Source organism: Lysobacter sp. TAF61 (assembly GCF_052113485.1).
Classification (GTDB): domain Bacteria; phylum Pseudomonadota; class Gammaproteobacteria; order Xanthomonadales; family Xanthomonadaceae; genus Lysobacter_J.
Genome location: NZ_JBFRDH010000001.1, coordinates 712,082 through 733,309, shown reverse-complemented (window position 1 = coordinate 733,309; position 21,228 = coordinate 712,082). Strand labels below are relative to the sequence as shown.

The following is a 21,228-nucleotide window of genomic DNA, read 5'->3' as shown; positions in this document are numbered from 1 at the left end:
GTGATTTCACCTGCCGCCGCCTCGGCGTAAAGTCGCATCCACTTGCCGACTGCCCCCGACCGCCATGTCCGACACCATCTTCCACAAGATCATCAAGCGCGAGATTCCGGCCGACGTCGTCTATGAGGACGATCACCTGATCGCCTTCCGCGACATCGCGCCGCAGGCGCCGGTGCACGTTCTGTTCGTGCCCAAGACCGATGTCGCCACACTCAACGACCTGCAGCCCGACCAGGCCGCGATCGTCGGCCGCCTGGCGGTGGCCGCGGCCGACTACGCCAAGCGCGAAGGATTCGCCGAGGACGGCTACCGGATCGTGATGAACTGCAACGGCGACGGCGGGCAGACGGTGTTCCAGATCCATCTGCACTTGTTGGCCGGCGCCCCGCTGGGGCGCTTCGGAACGTCGCGCTGAGGCGCGACGCCTACCACCAGCCCCACCACGGCCACGGCGCCGCCGGATAGCCGACGACATCGACCGTCTCGCGTACGGGCCACAGGTAGACCACGTCGGCCTCGACCTGCGGGAAGCGGTAGTCGTACTCGCCGATGCGGCGGTTCTGGTAGCCGCTGATGCGACCGATGAAGGTCACTTCGCGGTTCTGCTCGAACACCGCCGGGTCGTAGAAGCCGGTGCGGCAGGCAATGAAGCGGCCGCCGGTGTCGTCGCTGCCCCAGTACGGACGGCCGCTGTCGCCCAGATACGTCGAGATCATCTCGAAGCAGGTGCGGTTGGCCTGCGGTTCGACGCTGACGATGCGACCGCCCCAGCGCACCGAGGCGCCGGTGCTGTCGTTGGCCGCGGCGTCACGCGGGGTGATCGGATTGAAGGAGCCCTGCAGCGGTTGCGGGGCGCTGACGCAGGCGGCCAGCAGCATCGTGCCGAGGGCCAGTACGGTGAGACGGACGTTCATCGGCGATCTCCTGGTGTCATGCCTGGGGTCCGCATGCGGTGCGAGCCTGGTTGGGCGGACGGGCGATGCGCGCGCAGCGCCTGGGTCAAGGCGCGGGTCGAACGTCCCCCCGGTTCGCCGTCAGCGTACCGCCAATCGCTGAAACGTTGGCTGAGGATTCGCAGTTCGTCGGCCAGTTCGGGGCGGGTCGCGGCGACGCGCTCGGCCCAGCGCCCGGCCGGTTCGTCCGGGTAACGCTCCAGGTCGAGGTGGCGATAGCGGCGCGCCAGCGCATGCCAGGCGCGCAGCATCGGGTCGGGTTCGCGTTCGTTGCGGCGGCTGAACCACACCATCCACAACAGCCCCAACGCCACCGCCAGCATCATCAGCAACACCAGCGTGCGGTCGTCGATGCGTTCGATGCCGAGCGGTCGCAGCAGGCGCTGCTGGCGCTGGGCATTGAAGCCGAGGACGAAATCGTTCCAGCCGCGGCGCATCCAGTCGCTGACATCGAACAGCGAGCGTCCGCCGGCGATGCCGCCAAGCAGGCTGCCGGCACCGGGCTGGCGGTCGTCGAGGGTGTCGTAGATGCGTTCGGGCGCCACCGCGGCGGTCGGATCCACGCGTACCCAGCCGCGCCCGCGCAGCCAAACCTCGGCCCAGGCATGGGCATCGGAGCGTCGCACCAGCCAATAGCCGCCCACCGCATTGCGGTAGCCGCCGGCATAGCCGGTGACCACGCGGGCAGGAATGCCGGCGGCGCGCATCAGCACCACGAACGAGGAACTGAAGTGCTGGCAGAAGCCGGCGCGCTGGTCGAACAGGAACTCGTCGACGCTGTTGCGCCCCAGCAGCGGGGTTTCCAGGGTGTAGGCGAAGTCGCGATGGATCCAGTCGAGGGCGCGGGTGACGATGGCCGCATCGGCATGGGGACCGGCGTCGATGCGCCAGCGCCGGCCCAGCGCCAGCGTTCGCGGGTTGTAGCCGCCCGGCAGTTGCAGGGCGTACTCACGCAACTGCCGCGACAGCCTTGCCTCGTAGCGCACGGGCGGGGCCGATTGCATGCGCCAGCGGGTCACGCCGGTCAGCTGGGCGGTCGATTGCAGGCTCTGGTCCGGGTCCTGTTCGCTGCCGGCGGGCGCCGCCAGTGGCAGGTCCAGCGCCACCAGCTGGCGGCGGTCGGTAGGCTCCAGCTCGATCTCGTAGTCCCACCGTTGCCGGCCGTGCTCGATCACCGTCTGGTTCCAGCCAGCCGTCCAGCGCGGCTGCGTCCAGGTGCGTCCGTCGAAGTCCCACATCACCGGTCCGCGCCAGTACATCTGCTGCGGCCGTGGCGTGGCGCCGAAGAAACGTGCCCGAAGGGCGGGGCGCTCATCGCCCATCAGGTCGACCCAGTCGCCCGGGCTCATCCGGTCCGACAATCCGGTCCGGGCCATGGCGCGTTCCGGGATCCCCCACAGCGGCGAGGCCAGGCGCGGGAACAACCAGAACGCCGCCAGCGCCAGTGGCAGGCCCAGGGCGAGCAGGCGGCCGGTGGCGGCCATGCGCCGCCACGGCGATGCGTCGCGACGGACGTCACCCGATTCGATGTCCGCCAGCAACTGCAACGCCGCCAGTGTCAGCAACGTCGCGGCCAGGCCGAGCACGAGGGACAACGGGCCCTGGTCGAGCAGGAAGGTGGCGAACGGCGCGAACAGGGCAAAGCCGAGCAGGCTGCGCGCGTCGCGCAGGCTGAAGGTTTCCGCCGGCTTGATCGCCAGCATCGCCGCCAGCAGGGCGCAGCCGGTATCGCGACCAATCGAGAAGCCGCTCATGGTCAGCACGATCGCGATCAGCACCACCGACAGCAGCAGGCGCAGCAGACCATGCAGCGGATGCCGCCAGGTCACTGCGACCACCGCCAGCGCGCTCACCGCGAGGGTCAGTGCCATCGGCATCGGCAACTGCAGCAGCAGCGGCAACAGGCATGCGCCGGCGCTCAGCAGCACCCAGCGGCGCGCGCGTGGATCCAGCGCTGGCGTCGACGGATCAGCCATGGGGCAGCAGCGCCAGCGCGCGCAGGCAGGCATGACGATGTTGCGCGCCGCGATCGGGCCCCAGCGGTGCATGGCCGGGCAGGCGCAACTGGTAGCGGCGGCCTTCGCGCTCTGCTTCGTCGATCCAGCGCGCCAGGCGCGAGATCCGCGCTTCATGGGCGATGCCGGCGATGGCGCGCCAGTCGAGCACGATCTCCGCGCCGATGGGTTGTTCGTACTCGCGCACCAGCAGTGTGTCGCGTCGCGCCGACGGCTTCCATGCAATCGCACGCCGCGCATCGCCAGGACGATAACCACGCAGATGGTGCACATCGTCTCCGCTCGGATTCACCCGCGCCTGCACCCGGTCGCCGTGACCGGCCGGCAGCGGCGGGCCTTGGGCTTCCGGTGCGGGGTATACCAATAGCGGCGATTCTGGCCACACATAGGCCCATGCGCGTGCCAGCCCGAGCGGGCGCGTGGTCGACAGGCGCAGCTTGGGCAGTTCGAACCAGCCGCGCTGCACCGTCGGCAGCAACAGTTGCGCCTCGCCCGTGCCGCGATCGAGATTGAGCACGCCCGGCGCCGCGGCGAACGCGCCATCGTCATCCAGGCGCACACCGCGACGGACCCGGCCGGGCGCTGCCCGCGCATGCAGGCGCACGCTGAGCGGCGTGCCTGCGGCGACCGGTTCGGCATCGGCCGCGACCAGTTCCAGCCCCGACAGCTGCATCTGCGCCGCGACCAGGCTGGCCAGCCCGGCGCCGGTCAGCATCAGGCCCAGCAGCAACGCCGGGTTGTTGTTGTAGTTGAGCGCGCCGAGCAGCATCGTCAACAGCAGCAATGCGTAGAACAAACCAAAACGCGTCGGCAGCACGTAGATGCGGCGCGGGTGCAGGCGTGCCGGCAGGGTTTCCGGATCGCGCGGGCGCGTCCACACCATTGCCCAGGCATGCAGGCGCGAGCGCAGGCGCATGGGAGCTTGCTGATCCGGCGGCGACATCGCTCAGTCCACCGGCACCGCGTGCAGGATGGCCTTGGCCAGTGCCGCGTCCTTGCCGGCATCGACCTCGGCGACCAGGCGATGCGCGGCGACCGCGGGGAACAGGGCCTGCACGTCCTCGGGCAACACGTGCGCGCGCCCCAGCAGCAGTGCGTAGGCGCGGGCCGCACGCAGCAGCGCCAGTCCGGCGCGCGGCGACAGCCCGACGCGAATGCCAGGGTGGCGACGGCTGCGCGCCATCAGGGCCTGCACATAGGCGACGAGCGCCTCGCTGGCATGCACCTGCAGCACCGCCCGGCGCGCGGCGAGCACGTCGTCGCTGCCCAGCAGCGGCAGCACGCGTGCGATCAGGTCGCGGCGATCATCGCCTGCCAGCAGGTCGCGTTCGGCGTCCGCATCGGGGTAACCCAGGCTCAGGCGCAGCAGGAAGCGATCGAGTTGCGAATCCGGCAACGGATAGGTGCCGGACAGGTCGACGGGGTTCTGCGTGGCGATGACGAAGAACGGCTCCGGCAGCGCATGGGTGGTGCCATCCACCGTGACCTGGTACTCGGCCATCGCTTCCAGCAGCGCACTTTGCGTGCGCGGCGGCGCGCGATTGATCTCGTCGGCCAGCAGGACCTGCGCGAACACCGGACCGGCATGGAACTGGAACTGCCGCGCCTGCGGGTCGAACACCGATACGCCGACAACATCGGCCGGCAGCAGGTCGGAAGTGAACTGGACACGCTGGAAGTCCAGGCCCAGTGTTGCCGCCAGCGCGTGGGCGAGGGTGGTCTTGCCCAGTCCGGGCAGGTCCTCGATCAGCAGGTGGCCACCGGCGAGCAGCGCGACGAACGCAAGGCGCACCTCGTGCGATTTGCCCAATACCAGCGAATTGACCTGCGACTGGGCGCGTTCAAGAGCGCCTCGCAGGCCATCGGTTAGCATGGTCGCCGTCGAAAGGGATACCGCCATCGCGCGTGTGCTCCTGTTGGATGTTGCGACCAGCTGGCTGCCACGGGTGGTCGCGATGAATTCACCCAGAGTGTAGCGAGGTCACGAACGGATGCGGGATGCAGTGCAGGCACGACGCGCTTTCTGGGTGCTGTGGGTCGCAGTCCTTGCGATCAAGCTCGTCGTCATCGCGCGCCTGCCGTTGTTCGTCGACGAGGCGTTCTACTGGCAGGAAGGGCAACACCTGGCCGCGGCCTACTCGGACCTGCCCGGACTGACCGCCTGGCTGACCCGCCTTGGCACCGTGTTCGGCGGCGACCACACGTTCGCGGTGCGCCTGCCGTTCCTGCTGATCTCGGCACTGGTGCCGTGCCTGATGGTGCATGTTGCCGCGCGCGAGTCAGGTGCGCGTGATGGCTGGGTCGCTGGCTGCTTCACGTTGCTGTTGCCGCTGGCTGGCAGCCTGGGCGTGATGGCGCTGCCCGATGCGGCCATGGCGCTGGCCACGCTGCTTTGTGTCGACGCCGGCGCCCGGTTGCTGCGCCAGGTCAGCCCGGAGGCGGCCCTGGAGCTCGCGGTCGGCCTGGCATTGGGCGCGTTGTGTCATTACCGCTTCATTGCCGTCATCGGTGTCGGCTTCTTCGCCCTGGCCATGATCGAGGAGGGTCGGCGCGCGCTGCGTGATGTGCGCGTGCTGGTGGCGATCGCCTTCGGCGCATCGGCCTGGACACCGCTGGTGGCATGGAACCTCGACAACGCCGATGCCGGCCTGCGCTTCCAGCTGGTCGATCGCCATCCGTGGTCCTTCCACGCCGACGCGGTGTGGTTCATCGCGATCCAGGCGCTGTTGGTCACGCCATTGCTGCTGGCGGCGCTGGCCGTTGCGGCGCGGCGCGGGTTGGCCAGCCCGACACCCTCGCAGCGCTATTTCGCCCTGCTCGGCACGGGCGTGGTGCTGGGCTTTTTCGCCCTGGGCTTCTTCGCCGACACCGAGCGCGTGAGCTTCCATTGGCCGTTACCTGGTTACCTGGCGCTGCTGCCCTTGCTGCCGGCCGTGCTGTGGCGCTGGCCGCGCGGCTGGCGCCTGGCCACGGCCTGGCTGGCTGGCCTGGGCCTGGTGGCCACCCTGAGCTACTACCTCGCCGTCTCGCAGCCGCACCTGCGCGAGCGCAACGCGGCGCAGAAGTGGTACCCCAGCAATTTTTCCGGATGGGATCCGTTGGCGCAGGCGGTGCGTGCGCGGCTTGCGCAGATGCCGGCGGGGACGCGGGTGGTGGCGGACAACTTCAAGATCGGCGCCGAACTCGGTTTCGCGCTCGGCGATCCGCGCATCGCCGTGCTCGACCACCCGATCAACCACAAGCATGGCCGCGCGCCGCAGTTGCGCCTGTGGGGCCTGCAGAGCGCCGGTCGCGCCGAGTGGGGCGCGCAGCCGGTGCTGCTGGTGGTCGGCGCCACCGAGATCAAGTATCGCGACCTGCTCGATCGCTATCACGACCTGTGCGCGATGGCCGGGCCGCTGCCGCCGCCGGAAGTGCTCAACATCGACCACGGCAGCCAGCGCTTCATGTTGTTCGCGCTGCAGGGCGCGCCGGTCGCGGGCGGCTGCACCACGCCGGCCATGGTCTGGGTCGACACACCGGTGGCCGATGCGCGCGTGGGCCGGCATTTCAGTGTCGACGGCTGGGCGTTCAAGGACGGTGTCGGCCTGGCCGGAGTCGAGGTCACGCTGGACGGCCAGGTCGTCGCCCAGGCCCGTTACGGCCGGCTGTTCCCGGGCCTGACGCAGGTCTGGCCGAAATCCAGCGATCCTCAGCATCCCAACGTCGGCTTCGACGCCGACGTGACGCTGCCGCCGGGAACCTACAAGGCGGGCACCCACTGGTTGGGGCTGCGCCTGCACGGGCGCGATGGCAGCGTGGAAACCTGGGCCGAGCGGCCCATCGAGGTCGAGTAGCGCGTCGCCCCGGGGGGCGCGCTGCCTGAGGGAGTGCCGCCTCAGGGAAGCTCGAACCCCGCCTGGCGCAGCAGGCGCGCCGTTGCAATCAACGGCAGGCCGACCAGTGCGGTCGGATCGCGGCTGTCGATGGCCTCGAACAGGCTGATGCCCAGGCCCTCGGACTTGAAGCTGCCGGCGCAGTCGAACGGCTGCTCGGCGTCGACATAGCGCCCGATCTGGGCGTCATCGAGCGCGCGGAACTCCACTTCGGTCAGGTCGAGCGCCTGCAGCGGCGGCTGCCCGGCCTTCATCACGCACACGCCGGTGTGGAACTGCACGCGCTGGCCGGTCATTGCCGCCAGCTGGGCAATGGCCGCCTGGCGACCGCCGGGCTTGCCCAGCATGCGGCCATCGAACGCGGCCACCTGGTCGGAGCCGATGACCCAGGCGTCGGGGCGGAGCGAGGCGATCGCCATGGCCTTGGCCGCGGCCAGGCGGCAGGCGAGGGCGTCCGGGGCTTCGCCCGGGAGCGGCGATTCGTCGGTTTCCGGTCGCGCGGTCTCGAACGCCAGGCGCAGGCGCGACAGCAGTTCGCGCCGGTAGACCGAGGTCGACGCCAGGATCAGCCTGGGGGGCGATGCGGACACGTCAGGCCATGGGCGCGCGGGCGCGGGCGATCAGCGATAATTGCTGGTCGATCCGGTCGCGTGCGGCATCGATCGAGCTTCGTACCTCGGCCAACTGGGTCAGGCTGGCTTCGCGGCCGTGGTCGCGCAGCCACAGGCGCTGGCGCAGCATCTCGCGCATGGCGTCGCCCACCGGGTCATCGCCGCCGTTGCCGGCGACCGCCTCGATCTCGGCCCGGGCCAGGCGCAGGCGCTCCTCGAGGGCGTCAGCGGCGTCCAGGACCTCGCGGACCGCGCGTTCGCGCCGTCCGGGGCGGTGCCAGGCAAAGCTCAGGGCCGCGATCGCCAGGGTGGAAAGGAGCAGGAGGACGATGGTCACGGGCACGGGCAACTGAACGGGAATGGACCGGAGTTTGAGGCCGGCCCCCGGCCATCCGCAATTGCCGCCGACGAGCGGGCACCAGGACGGCCCCTGGTTTGACAGGATGGGCCTTGATCCCTAACATTCCGCAGCTTATGTCAGCCGACCTGCCCGCGATTCTTGATGTTTGGCGCATGGTGGCGGCGCGGCGCGGCCTCGAAGGCCGTGTGCCGTTGTCATCGCTGACGCGGCTGCGGAACAGTCTGGTCGACACCGAAGGTGAGGTTCGCTTTGCGCTCGAGTTCGATCACGACGCGCTGCGGGTGCCTTATGTCGAACTGCGAATCGATGCCGAGCTGCCGCTGACCTGTCAGCGCAGCCTGGAGCGGTTCCTGTTCCCGGTGAACATCGTGCAGCGCCTTGGCCTGATCCGTGATGAAGCGGACGAGGCGGCGTTGCCAGAGGGATACGAGCCGTTGCTGGTGCCGGAAGATGGCCAGCTGCGGACCGTCGAACTGGTTGAGGACGAGTTGATCCTCGCTATCCCGGTCGTGCCAATCGCGCCCGACACGGAAGCGGTGGAAAGCGACTGGCCGGCGACCGAGCAGGCCGAAGAGCCGGAGCGCGTGAACCCGTTCGCGGCGCTGTCGGCATTGAAGAAACAATCGAACTGAGTTTTTTTGGAGCAAGACCATGGCTGTCCAGAAGTCCCGCGTTTCCCCGTCCAAGCGTGGCATGCGCCGTTCGCACGATGCGCTGTCGCCCAAGCAGCTGGCGACCGACCCGACCACGGGCGAGACCCACCTGCGTCACCACGTCACCGCTGACGGTTACTACCGCGGCAAGAAGGTGATCGACACCAAGTCCAAGGTTGCCGACGAAGAGTAAGCTCTTCGCCCACCGTCGCGCCGCGCGCAGCTCCTCCCGGACTCGCGCGGCCGCCGCACAGCCTGGACTGTCGGAACCGTAAAGGTTCAGCGCGCTCAGCGGCCATCGCGGCGGTGTATTTCCGTCGGCATGGCTGGCGGAGTCCCGACAACGGCTGTGCAGCGGAGTGGCGATGACGCAACAGATTTATTCCCGCATCGCGGGAACCGGCAGCTACCTTCCCGAGAAGGTGCTGACCAATGACGACCTGGCCAAATTCATCGACACGAGCGATGAATGGATTGCCGCGCGCACGGGCATCCGTGAGCGTCATATCGCCGCCGAAGGCGAGACCACCAGCGATCTGGCCTACCACGCTTCGGTGCGCGCACTGGAGGCGGCCGGCGTCGATGCCAAGGATCTCGACCTGATCGTGGTCGGCACCACCACGCCGGATCTGATCTTCCCGTCCACGGCCTGCCTGCTGCAGCACCGCATCGGTGCCGACGGCTGCGCTGCGTTCGACGTCAATGCCGCCTGCTCGGGCTTCGTCTACGCGCTGACGGTGGCCGACAAGTTCATCCGCTCCGGTTCGGCGAAGAACGTGCTCGTCGTCGGCGCGGAAACGCTGACCCGCATGCTCGACTGGAGCGATCGCTCCACCTGCGTGCTGTTCGGCGACGGCGCTGGCGCGGTCGTGCTCAAGGCCGACACCGAGACGGGCATCCTCAGCACCCACATGCACGCCGATGGCGGCAAGAAGGAGCTGCTGTGGAATCCGGTTGGCGTCTCGGTCGGCTTCAAGCCCGAAGAGCCCAATGCCGGCGTCAAGGTGCTGATGACCGGCAACGAGGTCTTCAAGCACGCGGTGAAGGCATTGGATTCGGTCGTCGAGGAAACGCTTGAGGCCAATGGCCTGGATCGTCACGACATCGACTGGCTGATTCCGCACCAGGCCAATCTGCGCATCATCGAAGCCACGGCCAAGCGCCTGGACATGCCGATGGAGCGGGTGATCGTCACGGTCGACAAACATGGCAACACGTCGTCGGGTTCGGTGCCGCTGGCGCTGGACGAGGCGGTGCGCTCGGGTCGTGTCCAGCGCGGCCAGCTGGTGCTGCTTGAGGCCTTCGGTGGCGGCTTCACCTGGGGCTCGGCGCTGCTGCGCTACTGAGTTGAGCGTTCACGCTCCGCCAAACGCCTCCGCTGTCCGCAGCGGGGGCGTTTTCGTTTGTGCGCCCGTGCAGACCCGTACAGGCCCGTACAGACGCACTAGAGCAAACACTCGTATCATGCGCATTCTTTGTCGCAAGGCCTTCACGCGTGACCGTAACCCCCCATACCGATTCGACCCTGGCGTTCGTGTTCCCGGGCCAGGGCTCGCAGTCGCTCGGCATGCTGGCCGAACTGGGCGAACTGCACCCGATCATCCGCGAAGCGTTCGCTGAGGCCAGCGATGGCGCGGGTGTCGACCTCTGGGCGCTCAGTCAGGGCGGGCCGGAAGAAATGCTCAACCGCACCGAGTACACGCAGCCGGCGCTGCTTGCCGCTGGCGCGGCGGTGTGGCGCTTGTGGCAGCAGCGCGGTGGCGCCATGCCGGTGTTGCTGTCGGGCCACAGCCTGGGCGAATACACCGCGCTGGTCGCCGCTGGCGCGTTGTCGCTGAAGGATGCCGCGCACCTGGTGCGCCTGCGTGGCCAGCTGATGCAGGAAGCCGCTCCGGCCGGCACCGGCGCGATGGCCGCCGTGCTCGGTGCCGAGGATGCGCTGGTGCAGGAAGTCTGCGAGAGCGTGTCGGGTACGAGCGTGGTGGTGCCTGCCAATTACAACTCGCCGGGCCAGATCGTCATTGGTGGCCACGCCGATGCGGTCGACAAGGCGATGGCCGTGCTCGGCGAACGCGGCGTGCGCAAGATGGTGAAGCTGGCAGTGAGCGTGCCTTCGCATACGCCGCTGATGCGCGACGCCGCCAACCGCCTGGCCGAAGCCATGGCCGGGATGGCCTGGCACGCGCCGAAGCCGCCGGTGGTGCAGAACGTCGACGCCGGCATCCACGACAACCTCGACGCGATCCGCGATGCGCTCGTCCGCCAGCTCTATCTGCCGGTACAGTGGACCGGTTGCGTGCAGGCGCTGGCTGCCAAGGGCGTTACCCGCGTCGCCGAATGCGGCCCGGGCAAGGTGCTTGCCGGCCTGGTCAAGCGCATCGACAAGTCGCTCGACGGGCGCGCGATCGGTACGCCCGGCGAGTTCGAAACCGCTATCGAAGAATGGAAAAAGGCATGAGCCAGAAACTGCTGACCGGTGAGGTCGCTTTGGTTACCGGCGCCAGCCGCGGCATCGGCGCGGCGATTGCCGACGAGCTGGCCGCGCACGGCGCGACCGTCATCGGTACCGCCACCTCCGAATCCGGCGCCAACGCGATCGGCGAGCGCCTGGCCGGGCACGGCGGCCACGGCCGCGTGCTCGACGTCAGCGACGCCGCCTCGATCGAAACGCTGATCGACGGCATCGCCAAGGACATCGGCGCGATCTCGATCCTGGTCAACAACGCCGGCATCACCCGCGACAACCTGCTGATGCGGATGAAGGACGAGGACTGGCAGGCCATCCTCGACACCAACCTCACCAGCGTCTTCCGCACCAGCAAGGCGGTGATGCGTTCGATGATGAAGGCGCGCAAGGGCCGCATCATCAACATCGCCTCGGTGATCGGCGTGACCGGCAACGCCGGCCAAGCCAACTACGCCGCGGCCAAGGCCGGGATCATCGCTTTCAGCAAGTCGATGGCCCGGGAAATCGGCAGCCGTGGCATTACCGTCAATGTGGTGGCCCCCGGTTTCATCGACACCGACATGACCAAGGCATTGCCCGAGGACGCCAAGAGCGCGATGCTGGGCCAGATCGCCCTGGGCCGTTTTGGCGAGCCTGCCGACATCGCCCGCGCGGTGGCGTTCCTGGCCGGCCCGTCGGCGGCCTACATCACCGGCGAGACGCTGCACGTCAACGGTGGCATGTACATGCCGTAAGGCCTTGCCAAGGCGGCAATGCTTGCGCTTGTAACCATTTGAAGCAAAAGGGCTTTCGCGTATCCTCGCGGACGCCTGCGATTCCACCAATGTTCCTTTAGACTATTCCGTCGAATATCCCGTCCGGGAGGAGTGAGTACCCATGAGCAGCATCGAAGAGCGCGTCAAGAAAATCGTGGTCGAACAGCTGGGCGTCAAGGAAGAAGAAGTCACCAACAACGCTTCGTTCGTCGACGACCTCGGCGCTGACTCGCTCGACACCGTCGAGCTGGTGATGGCGCTCGAAGAAGAGTTCGAGTGCGAGATTCCGGACGAAGAGGCCGAGAAGATCACCTCGGTGCAGCAGGCCATCGACTACGTGAAGGCTCACGTCAAGTCGTAACTGTGCCGTAGCCGGTGCACTAGACCGGTAACGTGGAGGCGGGCCATCCGGCCGACGCGCTTCCTGCAAAACCAGACCGGGGCCGCATTGCGGCCCCGTGTCTTATGAGCCGGTCCATGCGCCGGCGTAGTGTTCGTAGACGGAGTGTTTCATGTCCAATCGCGCCTTCAACCGACGCGTCGTGGTCACCGGCCTCGGCATCGTGTCGCCGCTCGGCAACGACCTGGCCAGCAGCTGGGACGGCATCGTCAACGGCCGCTCCGGCATCGGCCCGATCACCCACTTCGACGCTTCGGCCTTCACCACCCGCATCGCCGGTGAAGTGCGCAACTTCGACATCACCCAGTGGGTGAGCCCGAAGGATGCCAAGAAGATGGAAGAGTTCATCCACTACGGTGTCGCCGCTTCGATGATGGCGATCCAGGACGCCGGCATCACCGTCGACGAGTCCAACGCCGAGCGCATCGGTGCGCTGATCGGCTCGGGCATCGGCGGCCTGCTCGGCATCGAAGAGCAGACGATCAAGTACCACGAAGGCGGCCCGCGCAAGGTCTCGCCGTTCTACGTGCCCAGCACGATCATCAACATGCTGCCCGGCCAGGTCTCGCTGCTGACCGGCATCAAGGGCCCCAATTTCTCGGCCGTTTCGGCCTGCGCCACCGCCAACCATTCGATTGGCATGGCGATGCGCATGATCCAGTACGGCGATGCCGACGTGATGGTCGCCGGCGGCGCCGAACGCGGTTCCTCGCCGACGTCGGTCGCCGGCTTCTGCTCGATGAAGGCGATGTCGACGCGCAACGACGACCCGACCCATGCCTCGCGTCCGTGGGACAAGGACCGCGACGGCTTCGTCCTCGGTGACGGCGCCGGCATCCTGATCCTGGAAGAGTACGAGCGTGCGAAGGCGCGTGGCGCGCGCATCTACTGCGAGCTGTCCGGTTTCGGCGCCAGCTCCGACGCCTTCCACATGACCGCACCGAGCGAGAACGGCGAAGGCCCGGCGCGCTGCATGGTGGCCGCGCTCAAGGACGCCGGCGTCAATGCCGACGAGGTCGGCTACCTCAACGCACACGGCACCTCCACGCCGCTGGGCGACCTCGCCGAGACGCTGGCGATCAAGCGCGCACTGGGCGAGCACGCCTACAAGACCATGGTCAGCTCGACCAAGTCGATGACCGGCCATCTGCTCGGTGCCGCCGGCGGCGTCGAGGCGATCTTCTCGGTGCTGGCGCTGCACCACGGCATCATCCCGCCGACCATCAACCTGGAAGAAGCCGGCGAAGGCTGCGACCTGGACTACGTGCCGAACACGGCGCGCCAGGCCAAGATTGACGTCGCCGTCTCCAACGGCTTCGGTTTCGGCGGCACCAACGGCACGCTGGTGTTCAAGCGGATCTGAGCGCCGCGCCGTGGGTTTGCCTGACGATCCCCGCTGCGGCGGGGATTGTCGTTTCTGGCCTGTCTAAAAACCCTGTCTGAAACCCTGTCTGAAACCCTGTCTGAAAACCCTGTCTAATACGCAGATGCTGCTGACCCGTTCCCTGCCTGCCACCTTCGACCTGCTCTCGCTGCAGCGTCTGTCGCCCGCGCGCTACCCGCTGTTGCTGGAGTCCAGTGCCCACGGCACCGCCCAGGGCCGCTGGGACCTGCTGCTGGTGGCCAGTGGCGATTCGCTGCACCTGGATGGCGACGGCACCACCCATGACGCCAATGGCGCCGTGGTCGACGGCGATTTCTTCGCCGCGCTCGACGCGCAATGGCAATCGCTGCGCGTCGCCCGCGACGAACCACGCTGGCCGTTCCGCGGCGGCTGGGCGTTGTTCTTCGGCTACGAAGCCGCGGCCCAGGTCGAGCCGGTATTGAACCTGCCGCGTGCCGATGGTCGCTTGCCGGTGGCGCTGGCGCTTCGTTGCCCGGCCGCGGTCCTGCGCGACCACACCAGCGGCGAATGCGTGCTGGTGAGCGAAGTCGGCCAGGACGGCCTGGTCGCCACCGTGCTTGCCGATGTCGACTCCGCCGTGCGTTTGCCGGCACTCGCGCCGTGGCGGCCGCCCGCGTCGCTGGAGGAAGACGCGCCGGAGCGCTTCACCTCGGGCGTGCGCCGCGTGCTCGACTATCTCGCTGCCGGCGATGTTTTCCAGGCCAATCTTTCGCGCGGCTGGGTGGCGCGATTCGATGCGCCGCTGCCACCGGCGGCGTTGTTCGAACGCTTGCGCCAGAACAATCCGGCCCCGTTCGCGGGCGTGTTCGCCGGTGCCGACTGGGCCGTGGTCAGCGCCTCACCGGAACGGCTGGTGTCGGTGCGTGGCGATGTCGTCGAGACCCGGCCGATCGCCGGCACGCGGCCGCGCTTCGCCGGCGATGACGACGCCGCGCGCATCCAGGAACTGGTCGGCCACCCCAAGGAACGTGCCGAGCACGTGATGCTGATCGACCTGGAGCGCAACGACCTCGGTCGCGTCTGCTCGCCGGGCAGCGTCGAAGTCGACGAGCTGATGACCGTCGAAAGCTATGCCCACGTCCACCACATCGTCAGCAACGTGCGCGGTCGCCTGCGCGACGACGCGACTCCGGGGCAGGTGATCCGCGCGGTGTTCCCCGGCGGCACCATCACCGGATGCCCGAAGGTGCGCTGCATGCAGATCATCGCCGAGCTCGAGGGCATAGGCCGTGGCGCCTATACCGGCGCAATGGGCTGGCTCAACCGCGACGGCGATCTCGACCTCAACATCCTCATCCGCAGCGCCGAACTGGAGCCGACCCGGGCGGGCGGAGCGACGCTGCGCTTCCGCACCGGCGCCGGCATCGTGGCCGACTCCGATCCGCAGCGCGAGCTCGACGAGACCCGGGCCAAGGCGCGCGGCATGCTGCGCGCCCTTGGAGTGGCCGGATGAGTGCGCCGCAAGTGCGTTACTTCGCCGGCGACCAGCCGCTGCCGGCCCTGCCGGACCACGACCGCGGCCTGGCCTACGGTGATGGCCTGTTCGAGACCGTTCGTGCGCACCGCGGCGAGATGCGCTGGTGGCCTGCGCACTGGCAGCGCCTGCAGCGCGGCGCAGCGATGCTGGGCCTTGTACTTCCCGAGGAGCGCCAGGCCTTTGCCGAGGCCACGCGCCTGCTCGCCGGCGCCGACGCCGTGCTGAAACTGATCGTGACGCGCGGCAGTGGCGGACGTGGCTACGGGCCGCCTTCGGCCGTAATCCCCCACTGGGTGCTTGCCCGCCATCCCTTGCCGCCGGCCTACGACACCGGCCTGAGCCTGCGCTGGTGCGACACACGCCTGGCCGTGCAGCCGGCGCTGGCCGGCATCAAGCACTGCAACCGCCTCGAGCAGGTGCTGGCCCGCGCCGAATGGGACGACCCCGCCATCCATGACGGCCTGCTGTGCAGCAGCGAGGGCGACGTGGTCAGCGCCACCGCTGCCAACGTGTTCATCCTGCGCCAGGGCCAATGGACCACCCCGGCCGTGGACCGCTGCGGCATCGCCGGCGTATGCCGGGCCTGGGCGCTGGAGGCGTTGCCGGCACGCGAGGCGCGCCTGGCTGTGACCGATGTCGAAGCCGCCGACGCGGTTTTCCTGTGCAATGCCGTGCGCGGTATCCTGCCGGTGGCGCGGCTCGGCGCCCGCACATGGCAACCGCATCCGCAGGTGGTCGCGCTGCAGCACCGCCTTGCCGCCGAGCATCCCGCTTTCGCCACGGAGGTTTCGTGAGTCGCAAATCCGCGCGCCGGTCTGCCGGACGTATTTCCTCGGGCTTCCTGTTGCTGTTGCTGCTGGTCGCGGCCGGCACGGGCTTCTGGCTATGGCAGCGCTACACCGGATTCGCCGACGCGCCGATGTCCGGCCTGGAGGCGGACGAAACCGTGATGGTCGAACGCGGCGATTCGCTGCCCACGGTCGTGCGCAAGCTGCGCGAGGCCGGCGTGCGCGAAGGCGACCTGCTCGAATGGCGCGCGCTGGCCAAGCAACTCGGCGCGGCCGGCAAGCTGCAGGTCGGCGAATACGCGATCGAACCGGGTACCTCGCCACGCGCACTGCTGGTGGCGATGCGCGATGGCCGCGTGATCCGCCATCGCTTCACCATTGTCGAAGGCTGGAACATCCGCGAACTGCGCGCGGCCCTGGCCAAAGCCAGGCCGCTCACGCTGGAGTCGGGCAAGCTCGACGATGCCGCGCTGATGAAGGCGGTCGGTGCTCCGGGCCAGCATCCCGAAGGCCGCTTCCTGCCCGAGACCTACCTGTACACGCGCGGCGACAGTGACCTGGATGTGCTCAAGCGCGCGCACGCGGCGATGGACAAGGCGCTCGACGCGGCGTGGCAGCAGCGCAGCGCCGACACCGTTCTCAAGACACCGGACGAGATGCTGGTGCTGGCCTCGATCGTGGAGAAGGAAACCGGCATCGCCTCCGAGCGTCCGCAGATCGCCGGCCTGTTCGCGCGTCGCCTCAAGCTGGGCATGCGCCTGGAAACGGATCCGACCGTGATCTACGGGATCGGCAGCGCCTACGACGGCAACATCCGCAAGCGCGACCTGCGCGCGGACAATCCATACAACACCTACCTCATTGCCGGCCTGCCGCCGACGCCGATCGCGATGCCCGGCATCGGCGCGCTCGAGGCGGTGGCCAAACCTGCGGACGGCGATGCGCTGTTCTTCGTTGCCGTCGGCGATGGCAGCGGGCGCCACCTGTTCGCGCGCACCTACGCCGAGCACCAGGCCAACGTCCGCGCCTATCTTGCGAAGTACCGCGCCGCGCAGTCGGGGAGCCAGTAATGACCAGCCCAGGCACGCCCCTGCAGAGGCAACCGCGTTTCATCACGCTCGAAGGCGGCGAGGGCGCCGGCAAGTCGACCGTGCTGGCGGCGCTGCGCGAGGCGCTGAAGGCCACCGGCGAGGAAATCGTGGCCACGCGCGAGCCCGGCGGCACGCCATTGGCCGAGCAGATCCGCGGCCTGCTGCTGGACACCCACCATGAGCCGCCCACCGCCGACACCGAACTGCTGCTGGTGTTTGCCGCACGCGCCCAGCATGTGCGCGAAACCATCGTGCCGGCGCTGCAGCGCGGCGCATGGGTCATCAGCGATCGCTTCACCGACGCCAGCTACGCCTACCAGGGCGCCGCGCGCGGCGGCGACGTGCAGTTCATCGCCGAACTCGAGCGTCGTGTCGTCGGCATCGCTCCGGCGTTGACGCTGTTGCTGGACGTGCCGGTCGCGATCGGCTTGCAGCGTGCGCGCGGGCGGGGCGCCAGCGACCGCATCGAGAGCGAACGCGAGGATTTCTTCGAGCGCGTGCGCAATGGCTACCTGACGCGGGCATCGGCCGAGCCGGAGCGTTTCCGCGTCATCGACGCCACCCAGCCGGCGGACGTCGTGGCCGCGCAGGCGGTGGCGCACCTGCGTGCGTTCATCGAGAGGGCGCCGGCATGACCGCGATGGCGGCGGCCAGCACGTTCGCGCCCTGGCAACAGCGCGTATACGACCAGGCCGTGGCCGCGCAGGCGAGCGGGCGACTGGCGCACGGCCTGCTGTTCTGCGGGCCGGCGCAACTGGGCAAGCGCGCGGTGGCCGAGCGCCTGGCACAACGGCTGTTGTGCCAGCAGCCGAGCGCGACCGGCGAGCCGTGCGGCAGCTGCCGCAGTTGCCACCTGCTCGCGGCCGGCACGCACCCGGACTACCAGTTCGTGTCGTTCGTGCCGAACAAGGAAGGCACGCGCCTGCGCACGGAAATCGTCATCGACCAGATCCGCCAGATCTCCGACAAGCTGTCGCTGACGCCGCAATACGGCGGCGCGCAGGTGGTGATCATCGACCCGGCCGAGGCGGTGAACCATGCCGCCTGCAATGCCTTGTTGAAGACCCTCGAGGAGCCGGTGCCGGGCCGCTACCTGTGGCTGCTGAGCGCGCATCCGGCGCGACTGCCGGCGACGATCCGCAGCCGCTGCCAGCGCTATGAATTCCGCCTGCCGCAGGCCGCCGAATCGCAAGCGTGGCTGAAACAGCTGGGGCATTCCGACGCCAGTGCGCGCGAAGCATTGGAAGCCGCGCGTGGCCATCCGGGCCTGGCCAACCAGTGGCTCGGCAACGATGGTCTGAAGCTGCGCCGCGAGGTCGCCAGCGACTTGGCCAAGCTCGCGCGCGGCGACATCGGCGCCATCGAGACAGCCCAGCGCTGGGTCGGCGACGAGGATGCCGGCCTGCGTCTGCGCCATGCCGCCGACCTGGTGCTGGCCGACGCCGCCGGCTTGACCGACCCGGGTCGAACGCGCAGTCTGGCTGCGTGGTTCGATCAGGCGAACCGGACCCGCGATCTGCTGCGCACCACGGTGCGGGCCGACCTTGCGGTCACCGAATTGTTGCTGGCCTGGCGCGCCCTCGACGGGCGGCGGGCAGAAGGGGGGAGCAGGGTATGAGCGGCATGAGTTCTGCAGGTGGTGCGCGCCAGGGCATTCTGTCCTGCGCGATCAAGGACAAGGCGCAGCTCTACAGTGCGTACATGCCATTCCTCAAGGGCGGCGGTGTTTTCGTGGCCACGCCCAAGCGTTATTTCCTCGGCGACGAGGTCTTCCTGCTGCTGACGCTGCCCGAGTCGAACGAGCGCCTGCCGGTCGCCGGCAAGGTGGTCTGGGTGACGCCGGTGGGTGCGCAGGGCAATCGTCCGGCGGGCATCGGCGTGCAGTTCGCCGAGACCGCGGAAGGCGAGACGGTCAAGGGCAAGATCGAAGCGCTGCTGGCCGGCACGCTCAGCGCGGAGCGCGCGACGCACACGATGTAGTCGCGCCGCGGCCTGCGGTACTGCGGACTGCGGAGCGGCGTCGCGGTGAACGACGCTCCGGGCTCATGCAAACCTCAACCGCGCAGTGCGCCGCTATCCCAACCCGGGCGCGGCGCGAAACGGTCGCCATAGCGGGCGTGCAACTGCTGCAGGCGCGTGAGCAGCGCGTCGGCGCCGGTTTCGCGGATGTACTGGATCGGGCCGCCGCGGAACGGAGCGAAGCCGGTGCCGAAGATCACGCCGGCATCGAGCAGGTCGGCATCGCTGACCACGCCATCGTGCAGGCATGCGACCGCTTCGTTGAGCAGCGGCAGGATCAGGCGGTCTTCCAGATCAGATGGCGTCTGATAGTCCTTGGGCAGTGCCGGCTTGATCGCCTTGCCGTTCTCCCACTTGTACAGGCCCTGGCCGTCCTTCTTTCCGCGCTTGCCCTGCTGCGGCGGCGTCGCCAGCGAGGAGGGGATCGGCAGGCCGAGGAACGGCGCCAGTTCGCCACCGACGCCGGAGGCAACGTCCAGGCCAACCGTGTCGATCAATTCGATCGGGCCCATCGGCATGCCGAACTTCACCGCCGCCTTGTCGATCGCCGCGCCCGGGATGCCTTCGGCGTATGCGGTCGCGGCTTCGAGCATGTATGGGAACAACACGCGGTTGACCAGGAAGCCCGGCGTGCCCGCCACCGGCACCGGCAGCTTGTCGATCGCCTTGCAGAACGCCGCCAGGCGCTGCTGCGTCTGTGAAGCGACGCGGTCGTGGTGGATGATTTCCACCAGCGGCATCAACGCCACCGGATTGAAGTAGTGCAGCCCGGCGAAATGCGCCGGACGGCCGATGTGTTCGCGCAACTCGGTCAGCGGGATCGACGAGGTGTTGGTGGTCAGCAGCGCGTCGAACTTCATGCGCGGCTCGAGTTCGGCATACAGCTCGCGCTTGGCCTGCGCATTCTCGATGATCGCCTCGATCACCAGGTCGGCGCTGGCAACGCCTTCTCCGGCGAGGTCGCCCTTCAGGCGGGCGCTCACATCCATGCGCTTGGCCTCGTCCTTGACCTTCTTCTCGAACAGCGTCTGCGCGCGCGTCAACGCGCCGTCGATGAAGCGCTGCTCTCGGTCCTGCAACGTGACGTTGAAGCCCTTGTAGGCCGACCACGCGGCGATGTCGCCACCCATCACGCCGGCGCCGACGACGTGCACGTGGCTGATGCCGTGCTCCTTGCCGCCCTGGCCCTTGAGCCGCTCCTGCAGGAAGAACACGCGGATCAGGTTGCGCGCGGTCGGCGTCGAGGCCAGCTTCACCACCGACTTGCGCTCGGCCGACAACAGACTCTGGATGCCGCCGCCGCTGTTGGCCCAGGTATTGATCAGTGCATACGGCGCCGGGTAATGCTCCTTGCGCGCCTTGCGTGCGACCTGCTTGGTCAGCACCGGTGCGAGCAGCTTGCGCGCAGGCAGCGTGTTGGTGGCCCATGCCAGCATGCGCTGCTTGAAGGGACGCTGGCTGCCGCGCAGCGCATAGGCCGCCGCGACATCGATCAGGCTCGACGGATCGGTGACCTTGTCGACCAGGCCATTGGCGCGCGCGGCCGAGGCCGACAGCGTGCGTCCGGTCAGCATCATGTCGAAGGCCGCCGGTGCGCCGATCAGGCGCGGCAGGCGGACACTGCCGCCCCAGCCCGGGTAGATGCCCAGCTTCACTTCCGGCAGGCCGATGCGGGTCGACGGATCGTTGCTGGCAACGCGATAGCGACACGCCAGCGCGATCTCGGTGCCGCCGCCCATGCAGAAACCATGGATCGCGGCGACGGTCGGGCAGGGCAGTTCGGCCAGGCGCTGGAATGTCTGCTGGCCGCGACGAATGGCATCGCCGACGGTGCCCTTGGCATCGAAGGTCTGGAACTCCTTGATGTCGGCGCCGGCAATGAAGCCCGACGCCTTGGCCGAGCGCAGCACCAGGCCCTTGGGCGGATCCAGCGCCAGCCGCTCGAGCAGGGTATCCAGTTCGATCAGGACGTCCTGGCCAAAGGTGTTGACTGGCGCACCGGCGCGGTCGAACGACAGCACCAGGACACCATCGGCGCGAAGCTCGGTCTGCCAGTGCTGGAAGCGGAGACCGTCAAGGCCAGCAATCATTCGGCACCATTCGTTCAGGTATGGAGAGAACGCTATCATCCCGAGGATGTTTCCCCGGCGTCAAATCGGAGTGTGGCGGTTGCCTCGCTGAGATTCCGTGAGGTCGCCGTTGGAATGGCCATTGCAATGGCCATCGGGACGGGTCGATGAGACCCTGACCCTTGGCGCTTGCGGCGCGCAGGGCCCGACCCCATTAATGATCGTGATTGAACTTTCCCCCGACAGGGTTGTCCCATTGTTCGGCCACGGCCGAGCCCACAGGAGTGCC

At 68.5% G+C, this 21,228-nt stretch carries 22 protein-coding genes; 15 read left to right on the top strand and 7 right to left on the bottom strand.

Features of this window, described 5'->3' with window-relative positions:
* Positions 1–64 precede the first annotated feature (64 nt).
* On the top strand, positions 65–415 hold the full coding sequence (locus tag AB4Y64_RS03240; protein ID WP_441814996.1) for a histidine triad nucleotide-binding protein: 351 nt from the start codon (positions 65–67) through the stop codon (positions 413–415).
* Between the two features lie 10 nt (positions 416–425).
* Here AB4Y64_RS03240 and AB4Y64_RS03235 read toward each other — a convergent pair whose 3' ends face one another.
* From AB4Y64_RS03235 to AB4Y64_RS03220, 4 genes are read right to left on the bottom strand one after another with little or no spacing between them, the layout of a single operon-like run.
* On the bottom strand, positions 426–914 hold the full coding sequence (locus AB4Y64_RS03235; protein ID WP_441814995.1) for a Slp family lipoprotein: 489 nt from the start codon (positions 912–914) through the stop codon (positions 426–428).
* A complete protein-coding gene (locus tag AB4Y64_RS03230; RefSeq protein ID WP_441814994.1) occupies positions 911–2,929 on the bottom strand; it encodes a transglutaminase TgpA family protein in 2,019 nt (672 codons plus the stop codon). The genes AB4Y64_RS03235 and AB4Y64_RS03230 overlap by 4 nt, the downstream gene beginning before the upstream one ends.
* Positions 2,922–3,884, bottom strand: a complete 963-nt coding sequence (locus tag AB4Y64_RS03225) for a DUF58 domain-containing protein (protein ID WP_441814993.1) — start codon at positions 3,882–3,884, stop codon at positions 2,922–2,924. Before AB4Y64_RS03225 ends, AB4Y64_RS03230 begins: the two co-directional genes overlap by 8 nt.
* Positions 3,885–3,914: 30 nt before the next feature.
* On the bottom strand, positions 3,915–4,868 hold the full coding sequence (locus AB4Y64_RS03220) for an AAA family ATPase (RefSeq protein WP_441814992.1): 954 nt from the start codon (positions 4,866–4,868) through the stop codon (positions 3,915–3,917).
* A gap of 91 nt (positions 4,869–4,959) precedes the next feature.
* Between AB4Y64_RS03220 and AB4Y64_RS03215 the strand changes: the two genes are divergently transcribed.
* Positions 4,960–6,804, top strand: a complete 1,845-nt coding sequence (locus AB4Y64_RS03215) for an ArnT family glycosyltransferase (RefSeq protein ID WP_441814991.1) — start codon at positions 4,960–4,962, stop codon at positions 6,802–6,804.
* Positions 6,805–6,845: 41 nt separating this feature from the next.
* On the opposite strand, the gene AB4Y64_RS03210 is transcribed toward AB4Y64_RS03215, so the two are convergent.
* Positions 6,846–7,433 (bottom strand): Maf family protein, encoded by a 588-nt coding sequence (locus AB4Y64_RS03210; protein WP_441814990.1) that lies wholly within the window; start codon positions 7,431–7,433, stop codon positions 6,846–6,848.
* 1 nt (position 7,434) lies between these two features.
* Positions 7,435–7,791: a hypothetical protein gene (locus tag AB4Y64_RS03205; RefSeq protein WP_441814989.1), complete on the bottom strand. Its 357-nt coding sequence runs from the start codon at positions 7,789–7,791 to the stop codon at positions 7,435–7,437.
* 137 nt (positions 7,792–7,928) lie between these two features.
* Here AB4Y64_RS03205 and AB4Y64_RS03200 point away from each other — a divergent pair, with 137 nt between their 5' ends.
* The 13 genes from AB4Y64_RS03200 to AB4Y64_RS03140 all read left to right on the top strand — a co-directional run bounded on the left by AB4Y64_RS03200 (position 7,929) and on the right by AB4Y64_RS03140 (position 18,831).
* Positions 7,929–8,447, top strand: coding sequence for a YceD family protein (locus tag AB4Y64_RS03200; protein ID WP_441815224.1), 519 nt, complete (start codon positions 7,929–7,931; stop codon positions 8,445–8,447).
* 19 nt (positions 8,448–8,466) lie between these two features.
* Positions 8,467–8,661: a 50S ribosomal protein L32 gene (rpmF, locus tag AB4Y64_RS03195; protein WP_441814988.1), complete on the top strand. Its 195-nt coding sequence runs from the start codon at positions 8,467–8,469 to the stop codon at positions 8,659–8,661.
* Positions 8,662–8,833: 172 nt separating this feature from the next.
* Positions 8,834–9,814 (top strand): beta-ketoacyl-ACP synthase III, encoded by a 981-nt coding sequence (locus AB4Y64_RS03190; RefSeq protein ID WP_441814987.1) that lies wholly within the window; start codon positions 8,834–8,836, stop codon positions 9,812–9,814.
* A 149-nt stretch (positions 9,815–9,963) separates the two neighbouring features.
* Positions 9,964–10,926 (top strand): ACP S-malonyltransferase, encoded by a 963-nt coding sequence (fabD, locus tag AB4Y64_RS03185; RefSeq protein ID WP_441814986.1) that lies wholly within the window; start codon positions 9,964–9,966, stop codon positions 10,924–10,926.
* Positions 10,923–11,669, top strand: a complete 747-nt coding sequence (fabG, locus tag AB4Y64_RS03180) for a 3-oxoacyl-ACP reductase FabG (protein ID WP_441814985.1) — start codon at positions 10,923–10,925, stop codon at positions 11,667–11,669. The genes fabD and fabG overlap by 4 nt, the downstream gene beginning before the upstream one ends.
* Before the next feature lie 142 nt (positions 11,670–11,811).
* Complete coding sequence (acpP, locus tag AB4Y64_RS03175; RefSeq protein WP_031373652.1) at positions 11,812–12,051, top strand: acyl carrier protein; 240 nt, start codon at positions 11,812–11,814, stop codon at positions 12,049–12,051.
* Positions 12,052–12,202: 151 nt separating this feature from the next.
* Positions 12,203–13,453 (top strand): beta-ketoacyl-ACP synthase II, encoded by a 1,251-nt coding sequence (gene fabF, locus AB4Y64_RS03170; protein WP_441814984.1) that lies wholly within the window; start codon positions 12,203–12,205, stop codon positions 13,451–13,453.
* A 124-nt stretch (positions 13,454–13,577) separates the two neighbouring features.
* Positions 13,578–14,948: an aminodeoxychorismate synthase component I gene (locus AB4Y64_RS03165; protein WP_441814983.1), complete on the top strand. Its 1,371-nt coding sequence runs from the start codon at positions 13,578–13,580 to the stop codon at positions 14,946–14,948.
* Positions 14,945–15,766 carry an aminodeoxychorismate lyase gene (gene pabC, locus AB4Y64_RS03160; protein WP_441814982.1) on the top strand — a complete coding sequence of 274 codons (822 nt, stop codon included), beginning with the start codon at positions 14,945–14,947 and terminating at the stop codon, positions 15,764–15,766. Before AB4Y64_RS03165 ends, pabC begins: the two co-directional genes overlap by 4 nt.
* Positions 15,763–16,830, top strand: coding sequence for an endolytic transglycosylase MltG (gene mltG, locus AB4Y64_RS03155; protein ID WP_441814981.1), 1,068 nt, complete (start codon positions 15,763–15,765; stop codon positions 16,828–16,830). The genes pabC and mltG overlap by 4 nt, the downstream gene beginning before the upstream one ends.
* Entirely contained in the window at positions 16,830–17,486 is a 657-nt protein-coding gene (gene tmk / locus AB4Y64_RS03150) for a dTMP kinase (RefSeq protein WP_441814980.1), read from the top strand. Before mltG ends, tmk begins: the two co-directional genes overlap by 1 nt.
* Before the next feature lie 5 nt (positions 17,487–17,491).
* Positions 17,492–18,469: a DNA polymerase III subunit delta' gene (locus AB4Y64_RS03145; protein ID WP_441815223.1), complete on the top strand. Its 978-nt coding sequence runs from the start codon at positions 17,492–17,494 to the stop codon at positions 18,467–18,469.
* 5 nt (positions 18,470–18,474) lie between these two features.
* Positions 18,475–18,831 (top strand): PilZ domain-containing protein, encoded by a 357-nt coding sequence (locus AB4Y64_RS03140; RefSeq protein WP_441814979.1) that lies wholly within the window; start codon positions 18,475–18,477, stop codon positions 18,829–18,831.
* A gap of 74 nt (positions 18,832–18,905) precedes the next feature.
* Here the strand turns inward: AB4Y64_RS03140 and AB4Y64_RS03135 are convergent, their stop codons facing one another.
* Positions 18,906–20,960 (bottom strand): 3-hydroxyacyl-CoA dehydrogenase NAD-binding domain-containing protein, encoded by a 2,055-nt coding sequence (locus AB4Y64_RS03135; RefSeq protein ID WP_441814978.1) that lies wholly within the window; start codon positions 20,958–20,960, stop codon positions 18,906–18,908.
* Positions 20,961–21,228: the final 268 nt, after the last annotated feature.

Excerpts from the sequence above, each read along its gene's own strand:
- pabC (WP_441814982.1), top strand. The coding sequence starts at position 14,945 with ATGAGTGCGCCGCAAGTGCGTTACTTCGCCGGCGACCAGCCGCTGCCG.
- AB4Y64_RS03220 (WP_441814992.1), bottom strand. The coding sequence starts at position 4,868 with ATGGCGGTATCCCTTTCGACGGCGACCATGCTAACCGATGGCCTGCGA.
- AB4Y64_RS03240 (WP_441814996.1), top strand. The coding sequence starts at position 65 with ATGTCCGACACCATCTTCCACAAGATCATCAAGCGCGAGATTCCGGCC.
- AB4Y64_RS03225 (WP_441814993.1), bottom strand. The coding sequence starts at position 3,884 with ATGCGCCTGCGCTCGCGCCTGCATGCCTGGGCAATGGTGTGGACGCGC.
- AB4Y64_RS03200 (WP_441815224.1), top strand. The coding sequence starts at position 7,929 with ATGTCAGCCGACCTGCCCGCGATTCTTGATGTTTGGCGCATGGTGGCG.
- tmk (WP_441814980.1), top strand. The coding sequence starts at position 16,830 with ATGACCAGCCCAGGCACGCCCCTGCAGAGGCAACCGCGTTTCATCACG.
- AB4Y64_RS03165 (WP_441814983.1), top strand. The coding sequence starts at position 13,578 with ATGCTGCTGACCCGTTCCCTGCCTGCCACCTTCGACCTGCTCTCGCTG.
- AB4Y64_RS03230 (WP_441814994.1), bottom strand. The coding sequence starts at position 2,929 with ATGGCTGATCCGTCGACGCCAGCGCTGGATCCACGCGCGCGCCGCTGG.
- AB4Y64_RS03135 (WP_441814978.1), bottom strand. The coding sequence starts at position 20,960 with ATGATTGCTGGCCTTGACGGTCTCCGCTTCCAGCACTGGCAGACCGAG.
- AB4Y64_RS03235 (WP_441814995.1), bottom strand. The coding sequence starts at position 914 with ATGAACGTCCGTCTCACCGTACTGGCCCTCGGCACGATGCTGCTGGCC.
- rpmF (WP_441814988.1), top strand. The coding sequence starts at position 8,467 with ATGGCTGTCCAGAAGTCCCGCGTTTCCCCGTCCAAGCGTGGCATGCGC.
- fabG (WP_441814985.1), top strand. The coding sequence starts at position 10,923 with ATGAGCCAGAAACTGCTGACCGGTGAGGTCGCTTTGGTTACCGGCGCC.
- acpP (WP_031373652.1), top strand. The coding sequence starts at position 11,812 with ATGAGCAGCATCGAAGAGCGCGTCAAGAAAATCGTGGTCGAACAGCTG.
- AB4Y64_RS03140 (WP_441814979.1), top strand. The coding sequence starts at position 18,475 with ATGAGTTCTGCAGGTGGTGCGCGCCAGGGCATTCTGTCCTGCGCGATC.
- AB4Y64_RS03190 (WP_441814987.1), top strand. The coding sequence starts at position 8,834 with ATGACGCAACAGATTTATTCCCGCATCGCGGGAACCGGCAGCTACCTT.
- fabF (WP_441814984.1), top strand. The coding sequence starts at position 12,203 with ATGTCCAATCGCGCCTTCAACCGACGCGTCGTGGTCACCGGCCTCGGC.
- AB4Y64_RS03215 (WP_441814991.1), top strand. The coding sequence starts at position 4,960 with ATGCGGGATGCAGTGCAGGCACGACGCGCTTTCTGGGTGCTGTGGGTC.
- AB4Y64_RS03145 (WP_441815223.1), top strand. The coding sequence starts at position 17,492 with ATGGCGGCGGCCAGCACGTTCGCGCCCTGGCAACAGCGCGTATACGAC.